Here is a 16060-nt window from a genome sequence, read left to right on the forward strand (position 1 = left end):
CAGGCTTGGCCGTGGAGGACCGGATTAAACCGATACGGGGAGACGAGGGGGTATGGACACCGAATTCGCGTACTGGGTGCCGAACGTCAGCGGTGGGCTGGTCGTCTCGGACTGGGAGACGGAGACGGACTGGACGTACGACTACAACCTCGACCTCGCTCGCACGGCGGAGTCCGTCGGGTTCGACTACGCGCTCGCACAGGCGCGCTTCTTCGGCAGCTACGGGGCGGACAAACAGCTGGAGGCGCTGTCGATCGCCAACGCGCTCGCGGCGCAGACCGACGAGCTGCACGTGATCGGCGCGGTCCACCCCGGGCTGTGGGAGCCCGGCCCGCTGGCGAACTTCATCTCGACCGCCGACCGCATCAGCGACGGGCGCTTCTCGATCAACGTCGTCTCCGGCTGGTTCAAGGGGGAGTTCACCGGGTTCGGCCAGCCCTGGCTCGAACACGACGAGCGGTACGCCCGCTCGTCGGAGTTCATCGAGGTGCTGAAGGCGCTGTGGACCGAGGAGCGCGCGACCTACGACGGTCGGTTCTACACGATCGGGAGGGACATCGACGGCTTCGAGGGCGCGCCGCTGGAGCCGAAACCCGTACAGGACCCGTACCCGCAGGTGTTCCAGGGCGGGAACTCGCAGGCGGCCCGCGAGATGGCCGCGAGACACGCCGACGTCCTCTTTATCAACGGCGGGAGCCTCCAGGAGATCCGCGCCGTCATCGACGACGTGGAGGCGTACGCCGAGGGGTTCGGGACGGAGCCGCCCCGGTTCGCCGCGAACGCGTTCGTCATCCAGCGCGACACCGAGGACGAGGCCAAGGAGGTCTTGGAGGGGATCATCGAGAACGCCACCGACGAGGCGGTCGACGCGTTCAAAGAGCAGGTGAAAGAGGCCGGGCAGTCGTCGGAGGAGGGCGAGGGGATGTGGGCCGACTCCGACTTCGAGGACCTCGTGCAGTACAACGACGGCTTCAAGACCGGCCTCATCGGGACCGACGACCAGATCGTCGAGCGGATCCGGAAGCTGGACGCGATCGGGATCGACATCGTCCTCGCGGGCTTCCTCGACTTCGAGCCGGAGCTCGAACGCTTCGGCGAAACGATCATCCCGGCGATCGACGCCGCCGACCCGCTCGACCCCGACGAGGTCGACGCAGTCGACGAGATCGAGGAGGTCGGCGGCGCGAAGGTGGCCCGGTAGATGGCGGACCGAACCCTCCTCGGGATCGTCGGCAGCGTCTCCGCCGACTCCCGGACCCGGACCGCGGTCGAAATCGCGTTGGACGCGGCCGCCGAACGGGACGGCGTCGAGACCGAGGTGCTCCACCTCGCCGACTACGACCTCGAGACCGCCGACGGGCGCGGCATCGACAACTACGATGGCGGCACCGCAGAGGCGCTCGAACTGATCGTCGAGGCGGACGCCTACGTCGTCGGGACGCCGGTGTACCGCGGCTCGTACTCGGGCGCGCTCAAGAACCTCCTCGACATGGTTCCGCGGGGACAGTGGCAGGGCGACGCCGCCCCCTTCGAGAACGCGGCGGTCGGGCTCGTCGCGACCGGCGCGACCGACCACCACTTCCTCGCGGTCGATCAGGAGCTCCGTCCGGCCTTCGCGTTCTTCGGCGCGCACGCGGTCGGGGGCGCGACGTACGCGAGCGGCGACGACTTCGAGGAGGGCGAACTCGTCGACGAGGCGGTCCGCGAGCGCCTCGCGACGCTCGGCGGGGCCACGGTCGACCTGTCGGAAGCGATCGACGAGTCGGAGGCGCTCGGGTCGCTCGGTCCGGCGATCTGAGCTGCTCTTCGGGGCGCGGTCGCGTCCCCGAACGACGCGCCGGTCGCGTTCGAAGAGGGGCGCGACGCGTCTCTCAAAGACGCGGACGGCAACCCCCTCCTCGACTTCTTCGCGGGCATCGGCGTCTCCGACTCGACGCTCTCGTCCACGCGAACCCCTATGTCAGCGAGGGCGTCCGGGAGCCCGTCGACAAGCTCGACCGGTTCGCGCCCGGGAGCCTCGGCGGCAGCAACCGGTTCGTCTTCGGCGGCCTCACCAGCAGCGACGCCGTCGAGGCGTCGATCGAGCTCGCGAAGGACAACACGAGCGCGAGCGGTCTGTACCACTCACTCCCGCTATCGAGCGCCGCTGTGTCCGCAGCGACCGCTGTCGAGATGTCCGCAGCGACCGCTACGGGGTTCGGCGGTGCCCGTCTCGCAAAAACCGAACCGCGATCGGTGGCCGAGTTACGCTTCGACGACTTCGATGGCGCCGAGCATCCCGTTCCCTCGGTGGGGGTTGCAGTAGTAGAGCTGGATCCCGGTGTTGTCGAACGACTGCTCGAAGGTCTCGCCCTCCTCGTCGACGGAGGTCCCGCTGTCGAAGTCCGACTCGGAGCCCTCGTCGGAGACGACGTTGTGCGCGCCGCCCGTTCCGGTCCACTCCCAGACGACGGTCGTGCTGGAGTCGATCCGGATCGCCGCCGGATCGAAGGCGAACCCCACGTCGCCGGCGCCGACCGCGACCGTGACCTCGTCCTGCCCGGTGTAGTCCATGATCGTCCCGTCGTACATCCGGGCGTCGGAGAGGTACTCGTCGATCTCGTTCGGGACGTCGTCGGCGGGCGACCCGCCGCCGTCCGACCCGTCAGACCCGTCCGAGCCGTCACCGCCGTCCCCGCCGCCGGAACAGCCGGCGAGCGTTCCCAGGGTCAGCGCGGCTCCGGTTCCGGCGACGTACCGTCGTCTAGACAGTCTATCAGACATCACTATCGAGTAGGGGTTCGAGCCTTACAAACCCCTTGATGAACCCCGTGCGACGAGAACTGCCGGCCGCCGCGTAGGCCGACGACACGCCCCGCCGTCGGCGGCTTTATTCGCGGGCGCCGCCGTGGTCGACTCATGCGAGAGGACGAGTTGGCGACGCGCGTGGTCGACCACTACACGGCGGTCCACGACGACCCCGAGATCCGGTTGGAGGAGCCGTACGACGCCGAGGGTCGTCGCGGGGTCGTCGACGTGTACGTCCGCGTTCGCGCGCCGGAGCGGGTCGACCACGTCATCGAGCTCAAGGGCGACGCGGCGGTGCGGCGCGCGACCGGCGCCAACGAGGTCCTCCGGCAGTACCGCCGGATGGAACGGTACTTCCACGCCGACGCGAGCCACGCGCTTCGCCCCAAGCTCGGACGCACCGAGCCGGGCGCGCGGTTCCGCCTCTGTTTCGCGCCGACCCCCACCTGCGTCTATCACGTCGCGACCCACCGGTCGCTGTACGGTTCCGTCGACGCGGCGGCGCGGGTCGACGACGTGCCCGCGGCGCGGACGGTCGCGTTTCTCACCGGACTCGACGGCGACCCCGCCGACCTCGGGATGGTGTCGGTCAACGGGGACGCGCCGTTCGGCTCGCCGGCGTTTTTAAAGGCCGTGCCCGACGGCTCCCGGCTGGCGGAGAGCATTCGGCGGGTCGACGACGACGTGATCGACCCGGAGGGTGCAGAATAGGGGTATCCGGGCACGGCGACCCGGCGGTCGGCTCAGTACTCCTCGTACGCGAGGTTCATCATCCACTGCGAGAAGGCGTCCGCCTGCGCGTCGACCTCCTCCTCCCCGATGAACGGCGAGAGCATGTCGCCGGCCATGAGCAGCGAGAAGTCCAAGTCGCGGGGCGCGGGTTCGAGGTAGTAGGTGTTGTGGCCGTTGTAGACGGTGTCCGAGCGCTGGATGAGCCCGGACTCCTCTAACGCCTCCGCGATCCGGCTCCCCTTCCGCGAGGAGACGTCGAGTTCCTTCCAGAAGTCGCTCTGGTGGATGCCACCGGTCTCGCGGATGAGTTCGAGGCCGGCGCGTTCGTCCTCCGAGAGGTCGGCCTCGAGTTCGGACACGCTCATACAGTACCGGGCGCCCGCGAGTCGCTTAAAACTGGCTTTCCGCGCCGTCGCCGCCGCTACGCCGATCCGCCGGGTCCGAACCCCGCCGGCAGGGACACCGGCTCCGCGGGGGTCTCGCAGGGCGGCCCGTCGGCGTACGCGAACTCGGGAGCCACTCCGGGGTCGGAGTCGGTTCGGATCCGCGTGAACGACCGGGTGCCGAAGCCGTCGCCGTGGAGGCAGGCGCCGTACTCGTGGTCCGCGAGCACGGCGCTCGCGCGGTCGAGCCACTCCCCGCTCGACTCGCCGGGGCGGGGCGAAACCGCGGCCGCGACCGCTCTGGCGCTGTCGGCGCGCTCCGCGCCGAACTCCCGTCGGCGCTCCGGGACCGCGAACCGCTCGACGCCGTTGACGACGCCGCCGACGTTGCCGACGACGTGGACACCGGGGTCGAGGCGGGTGATCGTCAGCCCGCCGTCGTACGAGAGGAGGAAGGCGGCGGTCTCGTCGGCGAGCACCAGGTTGAACCCGTCGTACGACCGGGTTTCGAGGTCGCGCTCGACCGTTCGAACAGCGTCCTCCGCGGAGTCTGCCGTCAGGCAGTCGCGGACGAGCAGGCCGCGGGACCGGTCGCCCTCGCGGTCGGCGTCGAGCCAGCGGTTCGTGACCGCAGCGACGACCCCCGACCCCGAGAGCCCGATCCACGTCCCGCCGGCCTCCGCGTCGCGGGGCGCGACGTACCCGTCGCCGGTGTCGGTGCCGTCGCCGGTATCGCCGCCGTCGCCGGTATCGCCGCCGTCGCCGGTGTCGGTGCCGTCGCCGGTATCGCCGCCGTCGCCGGTATCGCCGCCGTCGCCGTCGTTCCCGCGAAGCGCCGGGGGCTCGGACGGCCGCTCCAGCGCCTCGTCGCGGTTCGCGGCGAGCGCGATCGGCGCGTCACCGAAGGTTCGCCACGCGAGCGTGAGGGTGCACACGGCGGTGATCGGGCGGGAGACGAGGAAAAACCCGCGGTCGGCAGGTGCGCGAGTCTTTACTCACAATAAAAGAAATCTTTTGGTGGCTGGCCGCCAAGACCGGGACATGAAAGCGATCGCCGTGTACGACGGGGAAGACGAACCGGTCGTTACAGAGAAGCCGCGGCCGGAGCCGGCGCCCGGAGAGGCGCTCGTCCGAACTCTCCGGGTCGGCGTCGACGGGACTGACCACGAGGTCATCGCCGGGGGCCACGGGGGCGCTCCCGAGGGAGAGGACCACCTCGTGTTGGGCCACGAGGCGGTCGGCGTGATCGAGGACCCGAACGACACGCCGTTCGAAGTCGGGGACGTCGTGGTGCCGACGGTCCGGCGACCGCCGAACGGGGCGAACGAGTACTTCGCTCGCGGCGAGCCCGACATGGCGCCGGAGGGTCGGTACCACGAGCGCGGCATCGTCGGCGCCCACGGGTTCATGGCGGAGTACTTCACCAGCCCCGCGGAGTTCCTGGTCGAGATCCCGCCGGCGCTGACCGAGTGGGGGTTCCTCGTCGAGCCCGTCTCGATCGCGGAGAAGGCGATCGAACACGCCCACGCCAGCCGGTCGGCGTTCCACTGGGAGCCGGAGTCGGCGCTGATCCTGGGTAACGGCTCGCTCGGACTGTTGACCGTCGCGGTCCTCGACGAGGAGTTCGACCGACTCTACTGTCTCGGCCGCCGCGAGCGCCCCGACCCGACGATCGAGATCATCGAGTCGCTCGGCGCGACCTACGTCAACTCCACCGAGACGCCGGTGCCGTCGGTGCCGGAGGCCCACGAGCCGATGGACTTCGTCTTCGAGGCGACCGGCTACGCGCCCCACGCCTTCGAGACGATCGAGGCGCTCGCGCCAAACGGGGTCGGCGCGCTGCTCGGCGTCCCGGGCGACTGGGAGTTCGAGATCGACGGCGGGCGGCTCCACCGGGAGTTCGTCCTCCACAACAAGGCGCTCGTCGGGAGCGTCAACTCCGGCTACGAGCACTTCGAGGCCGCCGTCGACTCGCTGTCCCGCTTCTCCGAGGGATTCCTCGGCGATCTCGTCACGGGCGTCTACGGGCTCGACGAGTTCGAGGCCGCGTTCGCGGATGACGACACGACTATTAAAACGGCGGTCGAATTCGACGCATATGAAGAACGTTGACGACCTGATAGACAGCGCGGCCGAGCTCGCGGAACACGGCCTCTCGAAGGGCGAAATCGCCGACGAACTGAACGTCTCGCGGGAGACCGCGAGCTGGCTCGTCGAGCGCGCCGGCGGGAACGACACCGGCGCCGAGACGGCGGCGTCGACCACGACGGCCGACATCCACGTCGACTGGTCGGCCCTCGGGCGCGACTCGACGCGGCTCCGGTACGCGGCGAGCGCGATGGCGGACCTGCTGGCCAAGCAGGGCGAGGATGTCGACCTGACGGTCGGTATCGAGAAGGCCGGCGCGCCGCTCGCGACCGCGGTCGCGAACCAGCTCGACACGGACCTGGGGACGTACGCGCCCGCGAAACACCAGTGGGAAGAGGGCGACATCGACGAACAGGGCGGCGGCTTCTCGCGCAACTTCGCCGCCATCCGCGACCGCGACTGCTACGTCGTCGACGACATCATCACCTCGGGGACGACGATGCGCGAGTCGATCGACGCGATCCGCGAGCAGGGCGGCGAGCCCGTCGCGTGCGTCGTGCTCGTCGACAAGCGCGGGTACGACGAGATCGACGACGTCCCCGTGTACTCGCTCGTCGACGTGGTGCGCGTCGACCGCGAGGAGTGAGTCGCTCGCGAGCCGCCACCGGCCACGCCTCCCTGTCGCGTCGATCCCGTGCGGAACCCATTTGCGTCGCCGGCGCGTACGGCTCTCCATGACGTTCCAACCCGAGACCGACGCCGAGCCCGACGAGATCGCGGCCCGAGTCGAGGAGGCGATCGCCGACAACGACGTGGTGCTTTTCATGAAGGGGAACCGCCTGATGCCGCAGTGCGGCTACTCGCAGCGCGCGGTCGAGCTGATCGGCCAGCACGTCGAGGAGTTCGAGACCGTCGACGTACTTCCGGCGCTGCCCCACTACCGCGAGGCGCTCGAGTCCCGCAGCGGCTGGGAGACCATCCCCCAGACGTTCGTCGACGGTGAGTTCGTCGGCGGAAGCGACGTGCTGGCGGAGCTCGACGAGCGCGGCGAGCTGGCCGCCGAGCTGGGCGCCGAGTAGCTCCGCCGGGATCCGCCCGAGTAGTCCCTCCGCGATCCGCCCAAACCGACGCCGACGGAGGCTCACGGCCCTCGTTTTTCGCGGCGTAGTCGAATCCTAACCTCGAAGGTCGAAGGGCAGGCGATATAAACCTACGGACCCTAGGTAGGGTAGGTGCAGCAGTCGCCGCTGCCGCCGTGTCGATCGGCTCGACCCATCTCACCCAACCAACAATGACAGGCCGCGTGTTCAGACTTCATTCGACGCTCGAACTGCCACTCGAAGACGTGGAGACGTACTTCGAAGAAGATCCCGACCTCCCGCCGGAGATCGACGACATCGACATCACGCGTCGAAACAACACCCTCATCATCAAGGCCCTGTCCGACGACGAGTCAATCAGCAAGTACACGCCGACCGCCCAGCTGAAGGCGTCGGTCACGGAGACGCGCGTGTGGGAGGAAGAGCCCCCGCGCGCCGGCGGCCCGCAGTGGATGGACGACGAGGAGGAAGAGATCCCCTCCGAGCTCGTCGAGTTCGCCTGCTTCAAGGGCGACCGCGAGACCGTCCTCCAGAACTCCGCGCTCCAGTACCCGATGTTCCTCGTGTTGCGCGAGATCGCGACCCTCTCGGAGAAGGGGACGCTGACCGCGATCACCGAAGAGGACGGGGAGCTGGAGGCGACGCGCATCGTCGAGGGCGAACCGCGTCCCGCGAGCATCGAGGTCGTCGAGAGCCCGCAGGGGGCGGGCGACGGCGACGGCGGCGTCAACTGGCGCGACAACGAGTTCATCTCGGACTGAGGTCCGGTCCGGTCCGGTCCGGTTCGGTCCGGTGCGATGCCGACCGATTTCTCTCGCGTCCCGTCGTTCACCCGTCCAGCGACGGCGTCGCGGACCGCCGACGCTTTAGGCGCGCCGAGCCTTCCACCGCCAATGACAGACGACTGGGTGAGCCTCTTCTCGGGCGGGAAGGACTCCTCGTGGGCGCTGTACCGCGCGCTGGAGGAGGGCCTCGACGTCTCGCGGCTCCTGACGATTCACCCCGCTGGCGACTCGTACATGTACCACACGCCGGCGACCGAGCTCGCCGAACTCGCGGCCGAGAGCGTCGGGATCGACCTCGTCGAGGTGTCGCCCGACGACTTCGGTGCCGACGACGTCGACGACGCGGGCGCGCAGGGAGACGCCGAGTTGGAGCCGATGGAGGCGGCGCTCCGCGAGACGGCCGCCGAGGAGGGGTTCGACCTCGCGGGCGTCACCGCCGGCGCGGTCGAGAGCGAGTTCCAGACGAACCGTATTCAGGGGATGTGCGACCGGCTCGATATCGGGCTCTTCGCGCCGCTGTGGCAGGAGGACCCGGTCGCGCTCGCCGAGGCCATGTTCGACGCGGGCTTCGAGATCCGGATCGTGCAGGTGGCCGCCTACGGACTCGACGAGTCGTGGCTCGGCCGACGCTACGACGCGGACGCGCTCGCCGACCTCGTCGACCTCCGCGAGGAGTACGGGGTCCACCCACTCGGCGAGGGCGGCGAGTTCGAGACGTACGTCGTCGACGGGCCACATATGGACCGCCGGATCGACATCGAGTACGACGCGGTCTGGGAGGGCGACCGCGGCCACGTCGAGATCCGCGACGCGCGCTTGGAGTAGGGGTCGTCGCTCCGGGCGCTCCGGGTTACGGCCAGTTACCGGCCTGGTCGTACGCGTCGACGATCCGGTCGATGGCGACGACGTACGCCGCGGTCCGGAGGTTCGGCGTGTCGCGGGCCCCGTACGCGTCAACCATGCCGTCGAACGCCTCGGTGATCACACGCTCTAACTCCTCGTTCACCCGCTCTTCCGTCCAGTAGAACCGCTGTCGGTTCTGGACCCACTCGAAGTACGAGACGGTGACGCCGCCGGCGTTGGCGAGGATATCGGGGACGACGTACACGTCCTTATCGACGAGCACGTCGTCCGCGTCCGGGGTGAGCGGCCCGTTCGCGGCCTCGACGACCACGTCGGCGCGCACGTCGGTCGCGAGGTCGCCGTCGATCGCGTTCTCCAGCGCGGCCGGAACGAGGAGGTCGACGTCGAGCGTCAGCAGCTCCTCGTTCGTGAGCGCCGCCGCGTCGCCGTACCCGCTGACGGAGCCGGTCTCCGCCTTGTGGGTTTTCACGGCACGCGGGTCGAGCCCGTCGGGCGCGCGGATGCCGCCGGAGGAGTCGGAGACCGCGACCACGTCGGCGCCGAGGTCGTCGAGCAGCGCGGCGGCGACCGAACCCGCGTTCCCGTACCCCTGGACGGCGACCGTCGCGCCCGCGAGGTCGCGGTCGAGCCAGTCGAACGCCTCCCGCGCGGCGAGCGCGACGGAGCGGCCGGTCGCCTCGACGCGCCCCTCGCTGCCGCCCGAGTCGAGCGCCTTCCCGGTGATGACGCCGGGAGCGGTCGTGTTTTCGAGGGTCTCGTAGGTGTCTTTGATCCAGTTCATCTCCCGCTGACCGGTGTTGACGTCGGGCGCGGGGATGTCGCGGTCCTCGCCGATCAGCGGGCGGAGCTCCTTCGCGAACGAGCGGGTGAGCCGTTCCAGTTCGGACTCGGAGTAGTCGGCCGGATCGATCGCGATTCCGCCCTTCCCGCCGCCGTACGGGACGTCGACGACGGCGCACTTGTACGCCATCCACCCGGACAGCGCCTTGACCTCGTCGCGGCTGACGCCCGGGTGATACCGGATGCCGCCCTTGTACGGCCCGCGGTCGCCGTTGAACTGCGATCGATACGCCCGGACCGTCTCCAGCGAGCCGTCGTCGAGCTCGAACGTGAGGTTCGTTTCCAGCACGCGCTCGGGGTTCTTCAGACGGTCGAGGACGCCCGCGGGCGCGTCGAGGAACGCCGCGGCGTCGTCGACCTGCTCTTGAAGGCTCTCGAAGGGATTGGCTTGGTCGGCCATACCTCTGTCTCCCGAGGGGTCGAGGTTAACTGTGGCGGACGGTTCGGTTCTTGTCCCGACCGGTGTCCTACCGATCGCTCGCGGCGGCGCGCTCGGCGATCCGCTCCGCTTGCGCGATCAGGGGGGCGTCGATCATCTCGCCGTCGACCTGGAAGACGGCCCGTCCCTCTCGGTCCGCTGCGTCGCGGGCGTCGAGCACCGCCTCGGCCCACTCGACCTCCTCGGGGTCCGGCGTGAACGCCGCGTTGATCGGGTCGACCTGGGCCGGGTGGATCGCGAGCTTCCCGTCGTAGCCGAGCGTGAGCGCGAACGCGGCCTCGTCGCGGAGCCCGTCCGTATCGGAGAAGTCGGTGTACACCGTGTCGATCGCGTCGACGTCGGCCGCGCCGGCCGCGAGGACGACGTGCTCGCGGGCGTACAACACCTCGGTCCCCTCGTCGGTGCGGGTCGCGCCCACGTCGGCCGCGAGGTCCTCGGCGCCGAAGACGAGCGCGTCGGTCGCTGAGGCGGCCGCGATCGACTCGGCCGAGAGGACCCCTGCCGCCGTCTCGACCAGCGCGAACGCGGCCGGGTCGAGCCCGCGGTCCGCGCAGAGCGCCGCCGCCTCCTCGACGCGGTCGGGCGACTCGACCTTCGGGAGCATGACCGCGTCGAGGCGCGGATCGGCCCGCCGGTCGACCGCGAGCTGCTCTCCGGCACCCACCAGCGCGTCGAGGTCGACCGCCGGCTCGGCGGCCGTGAGCCGGACGCACACCTCCGCGTCCGGGTCGAAGTCGGGGTCCGTGAGGACCGCGCGGACGTGCTCCCGGGCCTCGGCCTTCCGGTCGGGCGCGACCGCGTCCTCGAGGTCGAAACAGATCACGTCGGCGCCGGCGCCGGGGGCCTTGCGCATGAGCTCCGGGCGGTCGCCGGGAGAGAACAGCAGGCTTCGTCGGGCCATGTCGGGCGGTCCGCACCCACGGACATAAATCGTCGCGACGGCGACGGCGACCGGTCGGTTCGTCGCCCGACGCGCCGCGCGCCCGACGGAACGGTAGCGATTTGACGCCGCCCGCCGACGGTGGCGCCATGCCCGGACGCTACTACGAGGAGTTCGCGGTCGGCGAGACGATCGAGCACGCGACGCGACGAACGGTGAGCGAGGCCGACAACCAGCGGTTCTGCGACATGACGATGAACCAGCAGCCGCTCCACCTCGACGCCGACTTCGCCGAGGGGACGCAGTTCGGCGAGCGGCTCGTCAACGGCCTGTACACCATGTCGCTCGCGGTCGGCGTGTCGATCCCGGAGACGACCGACGGCACCATCGTCGCGAACCTCTCGTACGATAGCGTCGAGCACCCGAATCCGGTGTTCCACGGCGACACAATTCGCGCGCGGTCGACCGTCACGGACAAGCGCGAGACGAGCGACGGCGAGCGCGGCGTCGTCACGATGCACGTGGAGGCGTTCAAGACCGTCGAGGAGGGCGACGACGTGCTCGTCTGCGAGTTCGACCGGACCGTGCTCTCGGAGAAGCGGCCGAACGACGGGGAGTAGCCGGCCGACGGCGAGTCGGCGACCGCGGAGCGACTCAGTTCCCCCCGTCGTCGCCGGCCAGCAGCAGGCCGAGATACGACGTGCGGACCTGCGAGTCGCCGTCGAGCCCGAGGCGGTCGAGGGCCTCCATCGCCTCGTCGCGGGTGGCCTCGATCGCTCCTTCGTCGTCGACCTCGCGCTCGATCTCGACGAACTCGCCGACGCCGTCGACCGCGTCGAGAGTCACGGTGAACCCCGCGAACGACCAGAACTCGCGGCGCTTCTCGACGACCGCGGCCGGCTCGAAGCCGAGCCCCGAGAGTACGCCGGCCATCGCCTCGCCGTCGTCGACGGCGGTCTCGTGTTCGACGCGCGTCTTCGACCCCTCGTCGAGCAGCGGCCCTTTATAAGTGACTTTCGTCGTTTCCGCGGTCGACGCCTCGTCGCTCCGGCCGTCGTTCGGGGAGTCGGGCGGCGCCTCGGCCGGGAGCGGGCTCTCGCGCCGGATCCGGAGCGCCTCGTCCGTCTCGGCGAAGTCGCGGTGCGGCGCGTCGTAGTACGCGTCCCGCTGGCGGCGGGCGTCGACGCGTTCGGCACCGGCCTCGCGCAGCCGTTCCCTGACCGCGTCGGCCTCGGCGGGCACCTTGATCTCGACCTCGTACATACCACCGGGTCCGCCGGGACGGTTCTTAAGCGCCGCGGGATGCTGACTCCCGAGCGGTGCGGTCGTCGCCGTGTCGAACCGTGCGCCTTAAGGGTGTAACAGGAAACCTTCTGGGTATGAGCGACCAGGAGCAAGCGGACGCGGCCGAGGACGCAGACGAGGCCGAGACCGAGACCGAGGGACTCGCCGACGGCGACTTCGTGCGAGTCGCGTACACCATCCGAACCGCCGACGACGACCGCGTCATCGACACCACCGACGAGGAGGTCGCCGAGGACGCGGAAATCGACACCGAGGAGCACGAGTTCGAACCGCGCGTCATCGCGCTGGGCGCGGGTCACGTGTTCCCGTCCGTCGACGAGGCCTTCATCGGCGCCGAGGTCGGCGACGAGGGCGTCGTGGACGTGCCAGCCGACGACGCCTTCGGCGCGTACGACCCCGACGAGGTCGAGACCGTCAAGGCCGACAAGATCCCCGAGGACAGCCGCTACCCCGGCGCGCAGGTCCAGATCGACAACCGCCAGGGCTACCTCGAGACGATCATCGGGGGCCGCGCCCGCGTCGACTTCAACCACCCGCTGGCCGGCGAGGACCTCGAGTACGAGTACGAGATCCTCGAGCAGATCGACGACCGCGAGCAGCAGGCCGCCGGCATGCTCGGGATGTACCTCCAGGAGGCGCCCGAGGTCCGGATCGAGACGGTCACCGAGGAAGAGGAGACCGTCACCGAGGACGACGACGGGGAGGAGGTCGTCGAGACCGAAGAGGTCGAGAAGGACGTTCTCTACGTGACGGCCACGCAGGCGATGCAGATGAACCAGCAGTGGATGTTCCAGAAACAGCAGATCGCGCAGGACCTCATGGGTCGGCTCGACCTCGACCGCGTCGTGGTCGAGGAGGTCATCGAAGGCGGCGGCATGGGCGGTCTCGGCGGCATGATGGGCGGCATGGGCGGCGCCGGTGCCGGCGACATCGAGGAGGCGCTCGAAGACGTCGACGTCGACGCCGACGAGATCGTCGACGAGATCGACGACGAGATCGACGACGAGTAAACCGGACCGCGGCCGGACCCGCAGAGGTGCCGTGCGAACGCGAACCGATCCCTTTTGAACTGCGGTCGACGCACTGAGAGACATGGAGATCGAACGTGCGCGCGACGACCTCGTCGTCGCCGCGAGCGCCGGAGGCGCGACGATCGCGATAGCGCTTCTGTCCGGCGTCGCCGGCGTCGTGGACGTGTCGACGCTGCCGACACTGGCGCCGCTGGTCGTCTACGCTGGCTACCTCTTCTCGCGGAAGGGCGGACCGTACGGTTCGCTCGACAGACCGCGGAACTGGGCGGCGGTCGCAGTGCTCGTCGGCGTCATCGTCGTCGCTGCGGCGTCGGTGGTATAAGGGGAGAGAGTCAGCCGCGTCCGGGTCAGGCGATGTCGCGGCTCGTGTCTACCGAGACCGTGTCGGTGAGCTTCAGCTTGAGGGGTTCTTCGAGCGCCGCGCCGCCGCGGAACTTCGGAACGATCAGTCGGTTCACGATCTCCGTCCCGGTCACGGTCGTCCGGAGGTCGAAGACCACGTCCGCGATCTGCTCGGTGACGACGCGGTTGTCCCCGCTTTCGCCTTTAAACGCGTGTATCACCGCGATGCCGCCGGCGTCGGCGACGCGCCCGCGGAGGTCGGTGAGGAACGAGGCGTACCGCGACCGGTCGACCGCCTCCAGCGGCTCGACGGAGTCGACGACGAGGGTGGCGCGCTCTGGGAGGTCGGCCGCGGCCGCCAGCACGTCGCCGATCGGGTCCTCGCGGTCCGTCTCCTCGACGACGGTCTTCCTGTCTCCGCCCTCGACACCGTCGTCGCTCCCGCTCGCTCCGTCGAGGACGAGGCTCGCCTCGACCGCGTCGGCCGAGCGCACCGTCGTGAGGTAGCGACACTTCCGCGGGCGCGAGAATCGGTCCACGATCAGCTCCGATTGACTCGCGGGGTCCGCCTTCAACACGACGACGCTGCCGCTCGGGAGCCCGCCGCCGAACTCTCTGTCCAGCACGGAGATCCCGGTCGGAAGCGTCTCCATACACCCGCTGCCGGCTCCGGAGGTTTGGCTCTGTCGGTGGGGGGCGAGCGCCCGACGCGAACCGGGGCCGACGTTCACGCGACCCGCCAGCGGTCCGCCCCGTGCGCGTCGACGATCCGACGCGCCAGGTCGTCGTACGCCGCCCGCACCGAGGTCGCTGACAGGGGTTCGGGTTCAGCGGGGGGGATCCGCCCGAGCACCGGACAGCCGAGCAGGTCTTCCACCCCCGCCGGAACCGACTCGGCCCGGACGGCGACGACGCCGAGCGGGGGACAGTCCAGCCGGCGAGCGAGCGCCGCGGTCTTGGCGGCGTCTCGGAGCGCCGCGCGTCGAAGCGGCGTCGCGATGAGACACCGGTCGGCGACCCGGAGCGGCGCCGCGGCGTCGGGCGACGCCCCCGCCGGACAGTCGAGGAGGGTCGGGGAGTCGTCGGGGACCGTCTCGGCGAGTGCGCTGAGGACGCTTCCGGCGTCGACGTCTCCGGGGTCGTCGGGCGCCGCAAGGACCGTCGGCGCCCGCCGATCGGGACGGAGCTCACCGTCGGGCCGGATGGCGTCGATCACGGTCGGCGCGCTCGCGGCGGGCTCGCGGTCCCCGTCCGTCGCGCTCGCCAGCCGCGCGAGGTTCGGGAGGTCCCAGTCGGCGTCGGCGGCGACGACGGGCGCGCCCCGCCGCGAGAGCGCCCGCGCGAGCCCCAGCGTGGTGGTCGTCTTTCCGCTTCCGCCCTTTCCGCCGGCCACGGCTATCACGGGGCGGGTTGCGTCGCTATCGCTGATAAAGGGTCGGACGCTTCGCCGAAACCCTCAGCAGGTGAAGTTGTCCACTTCAATCGTTCAGTGCAGGAACACCGGCGAGAGATAGTGGGAGTGGACGTTTCAGATCGATGGCGGCGATATCGCACTTAAACGACCGTGAGTGGTAGCAGCGGTTACTTATAAGCGTACTGCGGTGGCGCGCCCCGGTGAGCGGCCGACAGGCCGCGAACCGACGGTGCGAGGGAGTCGCTGGCGCCGTCGGCGCCAGCGACGAGGCTGGGGAGGTGTGAGGTGCGGTGCTGTGCGGGAGGGGGTGGGACTCAAAGGGGCAGTCGCTGCGCGCGGCGCAGGCGACGTAAGGACCGCAGGGAACGAGCGAAGTGAGTGACCGAGGACCGCAGCGAGCGTGCGCCGCGCGCAGCGGCTGGGGCTTTGGAGGTCGTCACCGCGTCGTCGACGACGTATAAACAGCCGACGGCAACACCTCAACCCGACTTATAAACAACTACTTCACCACAGTGATCCACGTACTCCCGCCATCGATCAAGAACCGCTCTTCGTCGATCAGCGGTTTCGGACAGGAATACGTCTGGAGAGCAGGGCCTCAACAGAGCCGGTGGGACGGGATCGAAACCGAACGGCTCAGTCCTGACAGCAGCCGCCGGCCTCGCCGCCGAAGTCGACCGCGAGCGGCTCCGAGATGGCCTCGTTCACCGTTTCGAGGGTATCGGTCAGCTCCGCTTGGGCGTCGAGGAACTCGCTCATGACGGGCATCGAGTGGAGTTCGTCCTGGGCCGCCTGTACCTTTTGAAGCCCGGAGTTCGTCGCCTGTCCGGTCTCTCGGGCCTGCATGAACTCCGCGCGGAGCTGCTCGAACTCGTCGATCTTCGCTTGGACCGCCTCGTCGCGCTGCACCGCTTCGCGGGCCGACTCGAACCGCTCGTACTCCGGTGTCTGGGCGATGCGCTCGCCGAGCTCGCGACCGAGGTCCTCGATTGCGGCCTGTTCGTCGGGGGAGGCCTGTTCGACGCTCATACCCGATCGTCGGGACGGATCGGTTTCAACCTGCCGGAGCC

Annotated in this window: 20 protein-coding genes; 11 read left to right on the forward strand and 9 right to left on the reverse strand. The window is 69.7% G+C overall.

Translation table 11 applies throughout. From position 1 onward, the window contains the following. Positions 1-52: 52 nt before the first annotated feature. Entirely contained in the window at positions 53-1201 is a 1149-nt protein-coding gene (gene sfnG / locus C469_RS04285) for a dimethylsulfone monooxygenase SfnG (RefSeq protein ID WP_008004166.1), read from the forward strand. Beyond that, positions 1202-1798, forward strand: coding sequence for an NADPH-dependent FMN reductase (locus C469_RS04290; protein WP_008004168.1), 597 nt, complete (start codon positions 1202-1204; stop codon positions 1796-1798). 446 nt (positions 1799-2244) lie between these two features. Here C469_RS04290 and C469_RS04295 read toward each other — a convergent pair whose 3' ends face one another. Continuing rightward, on the reverse strand, positions 2245-2763 hold the full coding sequence (locus C469_RS04295; RefSeq protein WP_008004169.1) for a halocyanin domain-containing protein: 519 nt from the start codon (positions 2761-2763) through the stop codon (positions 2245-2247). A 135-nt stretch (positions 2764-2898) separates the two neighbouring features. Between C469_RS04295 and C469_RS04300 the strand changes: the two genes are divergently transcribed. Continuing rightward, positions 2899-3498: a hypothetical protein gene (locus tag C469_RS04300; protein ID WP_008004171.1), complete on the forward strand. Its 600-nt coding sequence runs from the start codon at positions 2899-2901 to the stop codon at positions 3496-3498. Positions 3499-3530: 32 nt separating this feature from the next. Here C469_RS04300 and C469_RS04305 read toward each other — a convergent pair whose 3' ends face one another. After that, the gene (locus tag C469_RS04305; RefSeq protein WP_008004172.1) at positions 3531-3884 is read right to left on the reverse strand and encodes a helix-turn-helix transcriptional regulator; all 354 of its coding nucleotides are present in this window, start codon (positions 3882-3884) and stop codon (positions 3531-3533) included. A 56-nt stretch (positions 3885-3940) separates the two neighbouring features. Then, positions 3941-4837, reverse strand: a complete 897-nt coding sequence (locus tag C469_RS04310; RefSeq protein ID WP_008004173.1) for an NRDE family protein — start codon at positions 4835-4837, stop codon at positions 3941-3943. A gap of 106 nt (positions 4838-4943) precedes the next feature. Between C469_RS04310 and C469_RS04315 the strand changes: the two genes are divergently transcribed. From C469_RS04315 to C469_RS04335, 5 genes are all read left to right on the forward strand, one after another. After that, positions 4944-6014: a glucose 1-dehydrogenase gene (locus C469_RS04315; protein ID WP_008004174.1), complete on the forward strand. Its 1071-nt coding sequence runs from the start codon at positions 4944-4946 to the stop codon at positions 6012-6014. Next, a complete protein-coding gene (gene gfcR / locus C469_RS04320; protein WP_008004175.1) occupies positions 6001-6636 on the forward strand; it encodes a transcriptional regulator GfcR in 636 nt (211 codons plus the stop codon). Before C469_RS04315 ends, gfcR begins: the two co-directional genes overlap by 14 nt. Positions 6637-6724: 88 nt before the next feature. Next, on the forward strand, positions 6725-7069 hold the full coding sequence (locus C469_RS04325; protein ID WP_008004176.1) for a glutaredoxin family protein: 345 nt from the start codon (positions 6725-6727) through the stop codon (positions 7067-7069). Positions 7070-7281: 212 nt separating this feature from the next. Further along, positions 7282-7851: a DUF7110 family protein gene (locus tag C469_RS04330; protein WP_008004177.1), complete on the forward strand. Its 570-nt coding sequence runs from the start codon at positions 7282-7284 to the stop codon at positions 7849-7851. A 132-nt stretch (positions 7852-7983) separates the two neighbouring features. Then, complete coding sequence (locus tag C469_RS04335) at positions 7984-8700, forward strand: diphthine--ammonia ligase (protein WP_008004178.1); 717 nt, start codon at positions 7984-7986, stop codon at positions 8698-8700. A 25-nt stretch (positions 8701-8725) separates the two neighbouring features. Here the strand turns inward: C469_RS04335 and C469_RS04340 are convergent, their stop codons facing one another. Continuing rightward, positions 8726-9979, reverse strand: a complete 1254-nt coding sequence (locus C469_RS04340) for a Glu/Leu/Phe/Val family dehydrogenase (RefSeq protein WP_008004179.1) — start codon at positions 9977-9979, stop codon at positions 8726-8728. A gap of 67 nt (positions 9980-10046) precedes the next feature. After that, complete coding sequence (locus tag C469_RS04345) at positions 10047-10919, reverse strand: HpcH/HpaI aldolase/citrate lyase family protein (RefSeq protein ID WP_008004180.1); 873 nt, start codon at positions 10917-10919, stop codon at positions 10047-10049. A 128-nt stretch (positions 10920-11047) separates the two neighbouring features. Here C469_RS04345 and C469_RS04350 point away from each other — a divergent pair, with 128 nt between their 5' ends. Beyond that, complete coding sequence (locus C469_RS04350) at positions 11048-11518, forward strand: MaoC family dehydratase (protein ID WP_008004183.1); 471 nt, start codon at positions 11048-11050, stop codon at positions 11516-11518. Positions 11519-11552: 34 nt separating this feature from the next. Here the strand turns inward: C469_RS04350 and cyaB are convergent, their stop codons facing one another. Continuing rightward, positions 11553-12161 carry a class IV adenylate cyclase gene (cyaB, locus tag C469_RS04355; protein WP_008004185.1) on the reverse strand — a complete coding sequence of 203 codons (609 nt, stop codon included), beginning with the start codon at positions 12159-12161 and terminating at the stop codon, positions 11553-11555. A 116-nt stretch (positions 12162-12277) separates the two neighbouring features. On the opposite strand from cyaB, the gene C469_RS04360 reads away from it, so the two are divergent. Next, complete coding sequence (locus C469_RS04360) at positions 12278-13213, forward strand: FKBP-type peptidyl-prolyl cis-trans isomerase (RefSeq protein WP_008004186.1); 936 nt, start codon at positions 12278-12280, stop codon at positions 13211-13213. Positions 13214-13295: 82 nt separating this feature from the next. Then, positions 13296-13556: a hypothetical protein gene (locus C469_RS04365; RefSeq protein WP_008004187.1), complete on the forward strand. Its 261-nt coding sequence runs from the start codon at positions 13296-13298 to the stop codon at positions 13554-13556. Positions 13557-13581: 25 nt separating this feature from the next. Here C469_RS04365 and C469_RS04370 read toward each other — a convergent pair whose 3' ends face one another. From C469_RS04370 to C469_RS04380, 3 genes are all read right to left on the reverse strand, one after another. Continuing rightward, positions 13582-14229, reverse strand: coding sequence for an RAD55 family ATPase (locus C469_RS04370; RefSeq protein ID WP_008004188.1), 648 nt, complete (start codon positions 14227-14229; stop codon positions 13582-13584). A gap of 74 nt (positions 14230-14303) precedes the next feature. After that, positions 14304-14978 (reverse strand): MinD/ParA family ATP-binding protein, encoded by a 675-nt coding sequence (locus C469_RS04375; protein ID WP_187127438.1) that lies wholly within the window; start codon positions 14976-14978, stop codon positions 14304-14306. Positions 14979-15626: 648 nt separating this feature from the next. After that, positions 15627-16019 carry a YlbF family regulator gene (locus C469_RS04380; RefSeq protein ID WP_008004190.1) on the reverse strand — a complete coding sequence of 131 codons (393 nt, stop codon included), beginning with the start codon at positions 16017-16019 and terminating at the stop codon, positions 15627-15629. Positions 16020-16060 lie beyond the last annotated feature (41 nt).

The organism is Halorubrum lipolyticum DSM 21995 (genome assembly GCF_000337375.1).
In the GTDB taxonomy this organism is placed as follows: Archaea; Halobacteriota; Halobacteria; order Halobacteriales; family Haloferacaceae; genus Halorubrum; species Halorubrum lipolyticum.

Excerpts from the sequence above, each read along its gene's own strand:
- sfnG (WP_008004166.1), top strand. The coding sequence starts at position 53 with ATGGACACCGAATTCGCGTACTGGGTGCCGAACGTCAGCGGTGGGCTG.
- C469_RS04290 (WP_008004168.1), top strand. The coding sequence starts at position 1,202 with ATGGCGGACCGAACCCTCCTCGGGATCGTCGGCAGCGTCTCCGCCGAC.
- C469_RS04295 (WP_008004169.1), bottom strand. The coding sequence starts at position 2,763 with ATGTCTGATAGACTGTCTAGACGACGGTACGTCGCCGGAACCGGAGCC.
- C469_RS04300 (WP_008004171.1), top strand. The coding sequence starts at position 2,899 with ATGCGAGAGGACGAGTTGGCGACGCGCGTGGTCGACCACTACACGGCG.
- C469_RS04305 (WP_008004172.1), bottom strand. The coding sequence starts at position 3,884 with ATGAGCGTGTCCGAACTCGAGGCCGACCTCTCGGAGGACGAACGCGCC.
- C469_RS04315 (WP_008004174.1), top strand. The coding sequence starts at position 4,944 with ATGAAAGCGATCGCCGTGTACGACGGGGAAGACGAACCGGTCGTTACA.
- gfcR (WP_008004175.1), top strand. The coding sequence starts at position 6,001 with ATGAAGAACGTTGACGACCTGATAGACAGCGCGGCCGAGCTCGCGGAA.
- C469_RS04325 (WP_008004176.1), top strand. The coding sequence starts at position 6,725 with ATGACGTTCCAACCCGAGACCGACGCCGAGCCCGACGAGATCGCGGCC.
- C469_RS04330 (WP_008004177.1), top strand. The coding sequence starts at position 7,282 with ATGACAGGCCGCGTGTTCAGACTTCATTCGACGCTCGAACTGCCACTC.
- C469_RS04335 (WP_008004178.1), top strand. The coding sequence starts at position 7,984 with ATGACAGACGACTGGGTGAGCCTCTTCTCGGGCGGGAAGGACTCCTCG.
- C469_RS04340 (WP_008004179.1), bottom strand. The coding sequence starts at position 9,979 with ATGGCCGACCAAGCCAATCCCTTCGAGAGCCTTCAAGAGCAGGTCGAC.
- C469_RS04345 (WP_008004180.1), bottom strand. The coding sequence starts at position 10,919 with ATGGCCCGACGAAGCCTGCTGTTCTCTCCCGGCGACCGCCCGGAGCTC.
- C469_RS04350 (WP_008004183.1), top strand. The coding sequence starts at position 11,048 with ATGCCCGGACGCTACTACGAGGAGTTCGCGGTCGGCGAGACGATCGAG.
- cyaB (WP_008004185.1), bottom strand. The coding sequence starts at position 12,161 with ATGTACGAGGTCGAGATCAAGGTGCCCGCCGAGGCCGACGCGGTCAGG.
- C469_RS04360 (WP_008004186.1), top strand. The coding sequence starts at position 12,278 with ATGAGCGACCAGGAGCAAGCGGACGCGGCCGAGGACGCAGACGAGGCC.
- C469_RS04365 (WP_008004187.1), top strand. The coding sequence starts at position 13,296 with ATGGAGATCGAACGTGCGCGCGACGACCTCGTCGTCGCCGCGAGCGCC.
- C469_RS04370 (WP_008004188.1), bottom strand. The coding sequence starts at position 14,229 with ATGGAGACGCTTCCGACCGGGATCTCCGTGCTGGACAGAGAGTTCGGC.
- C469_RS04380 (WP_008004190.1), bottom strand. The coding sequence starts at position 16,019 with ATGAGCGTCGAACAGGCCTCCCCCGACGAACAGGCCGCAATCGAGGAC.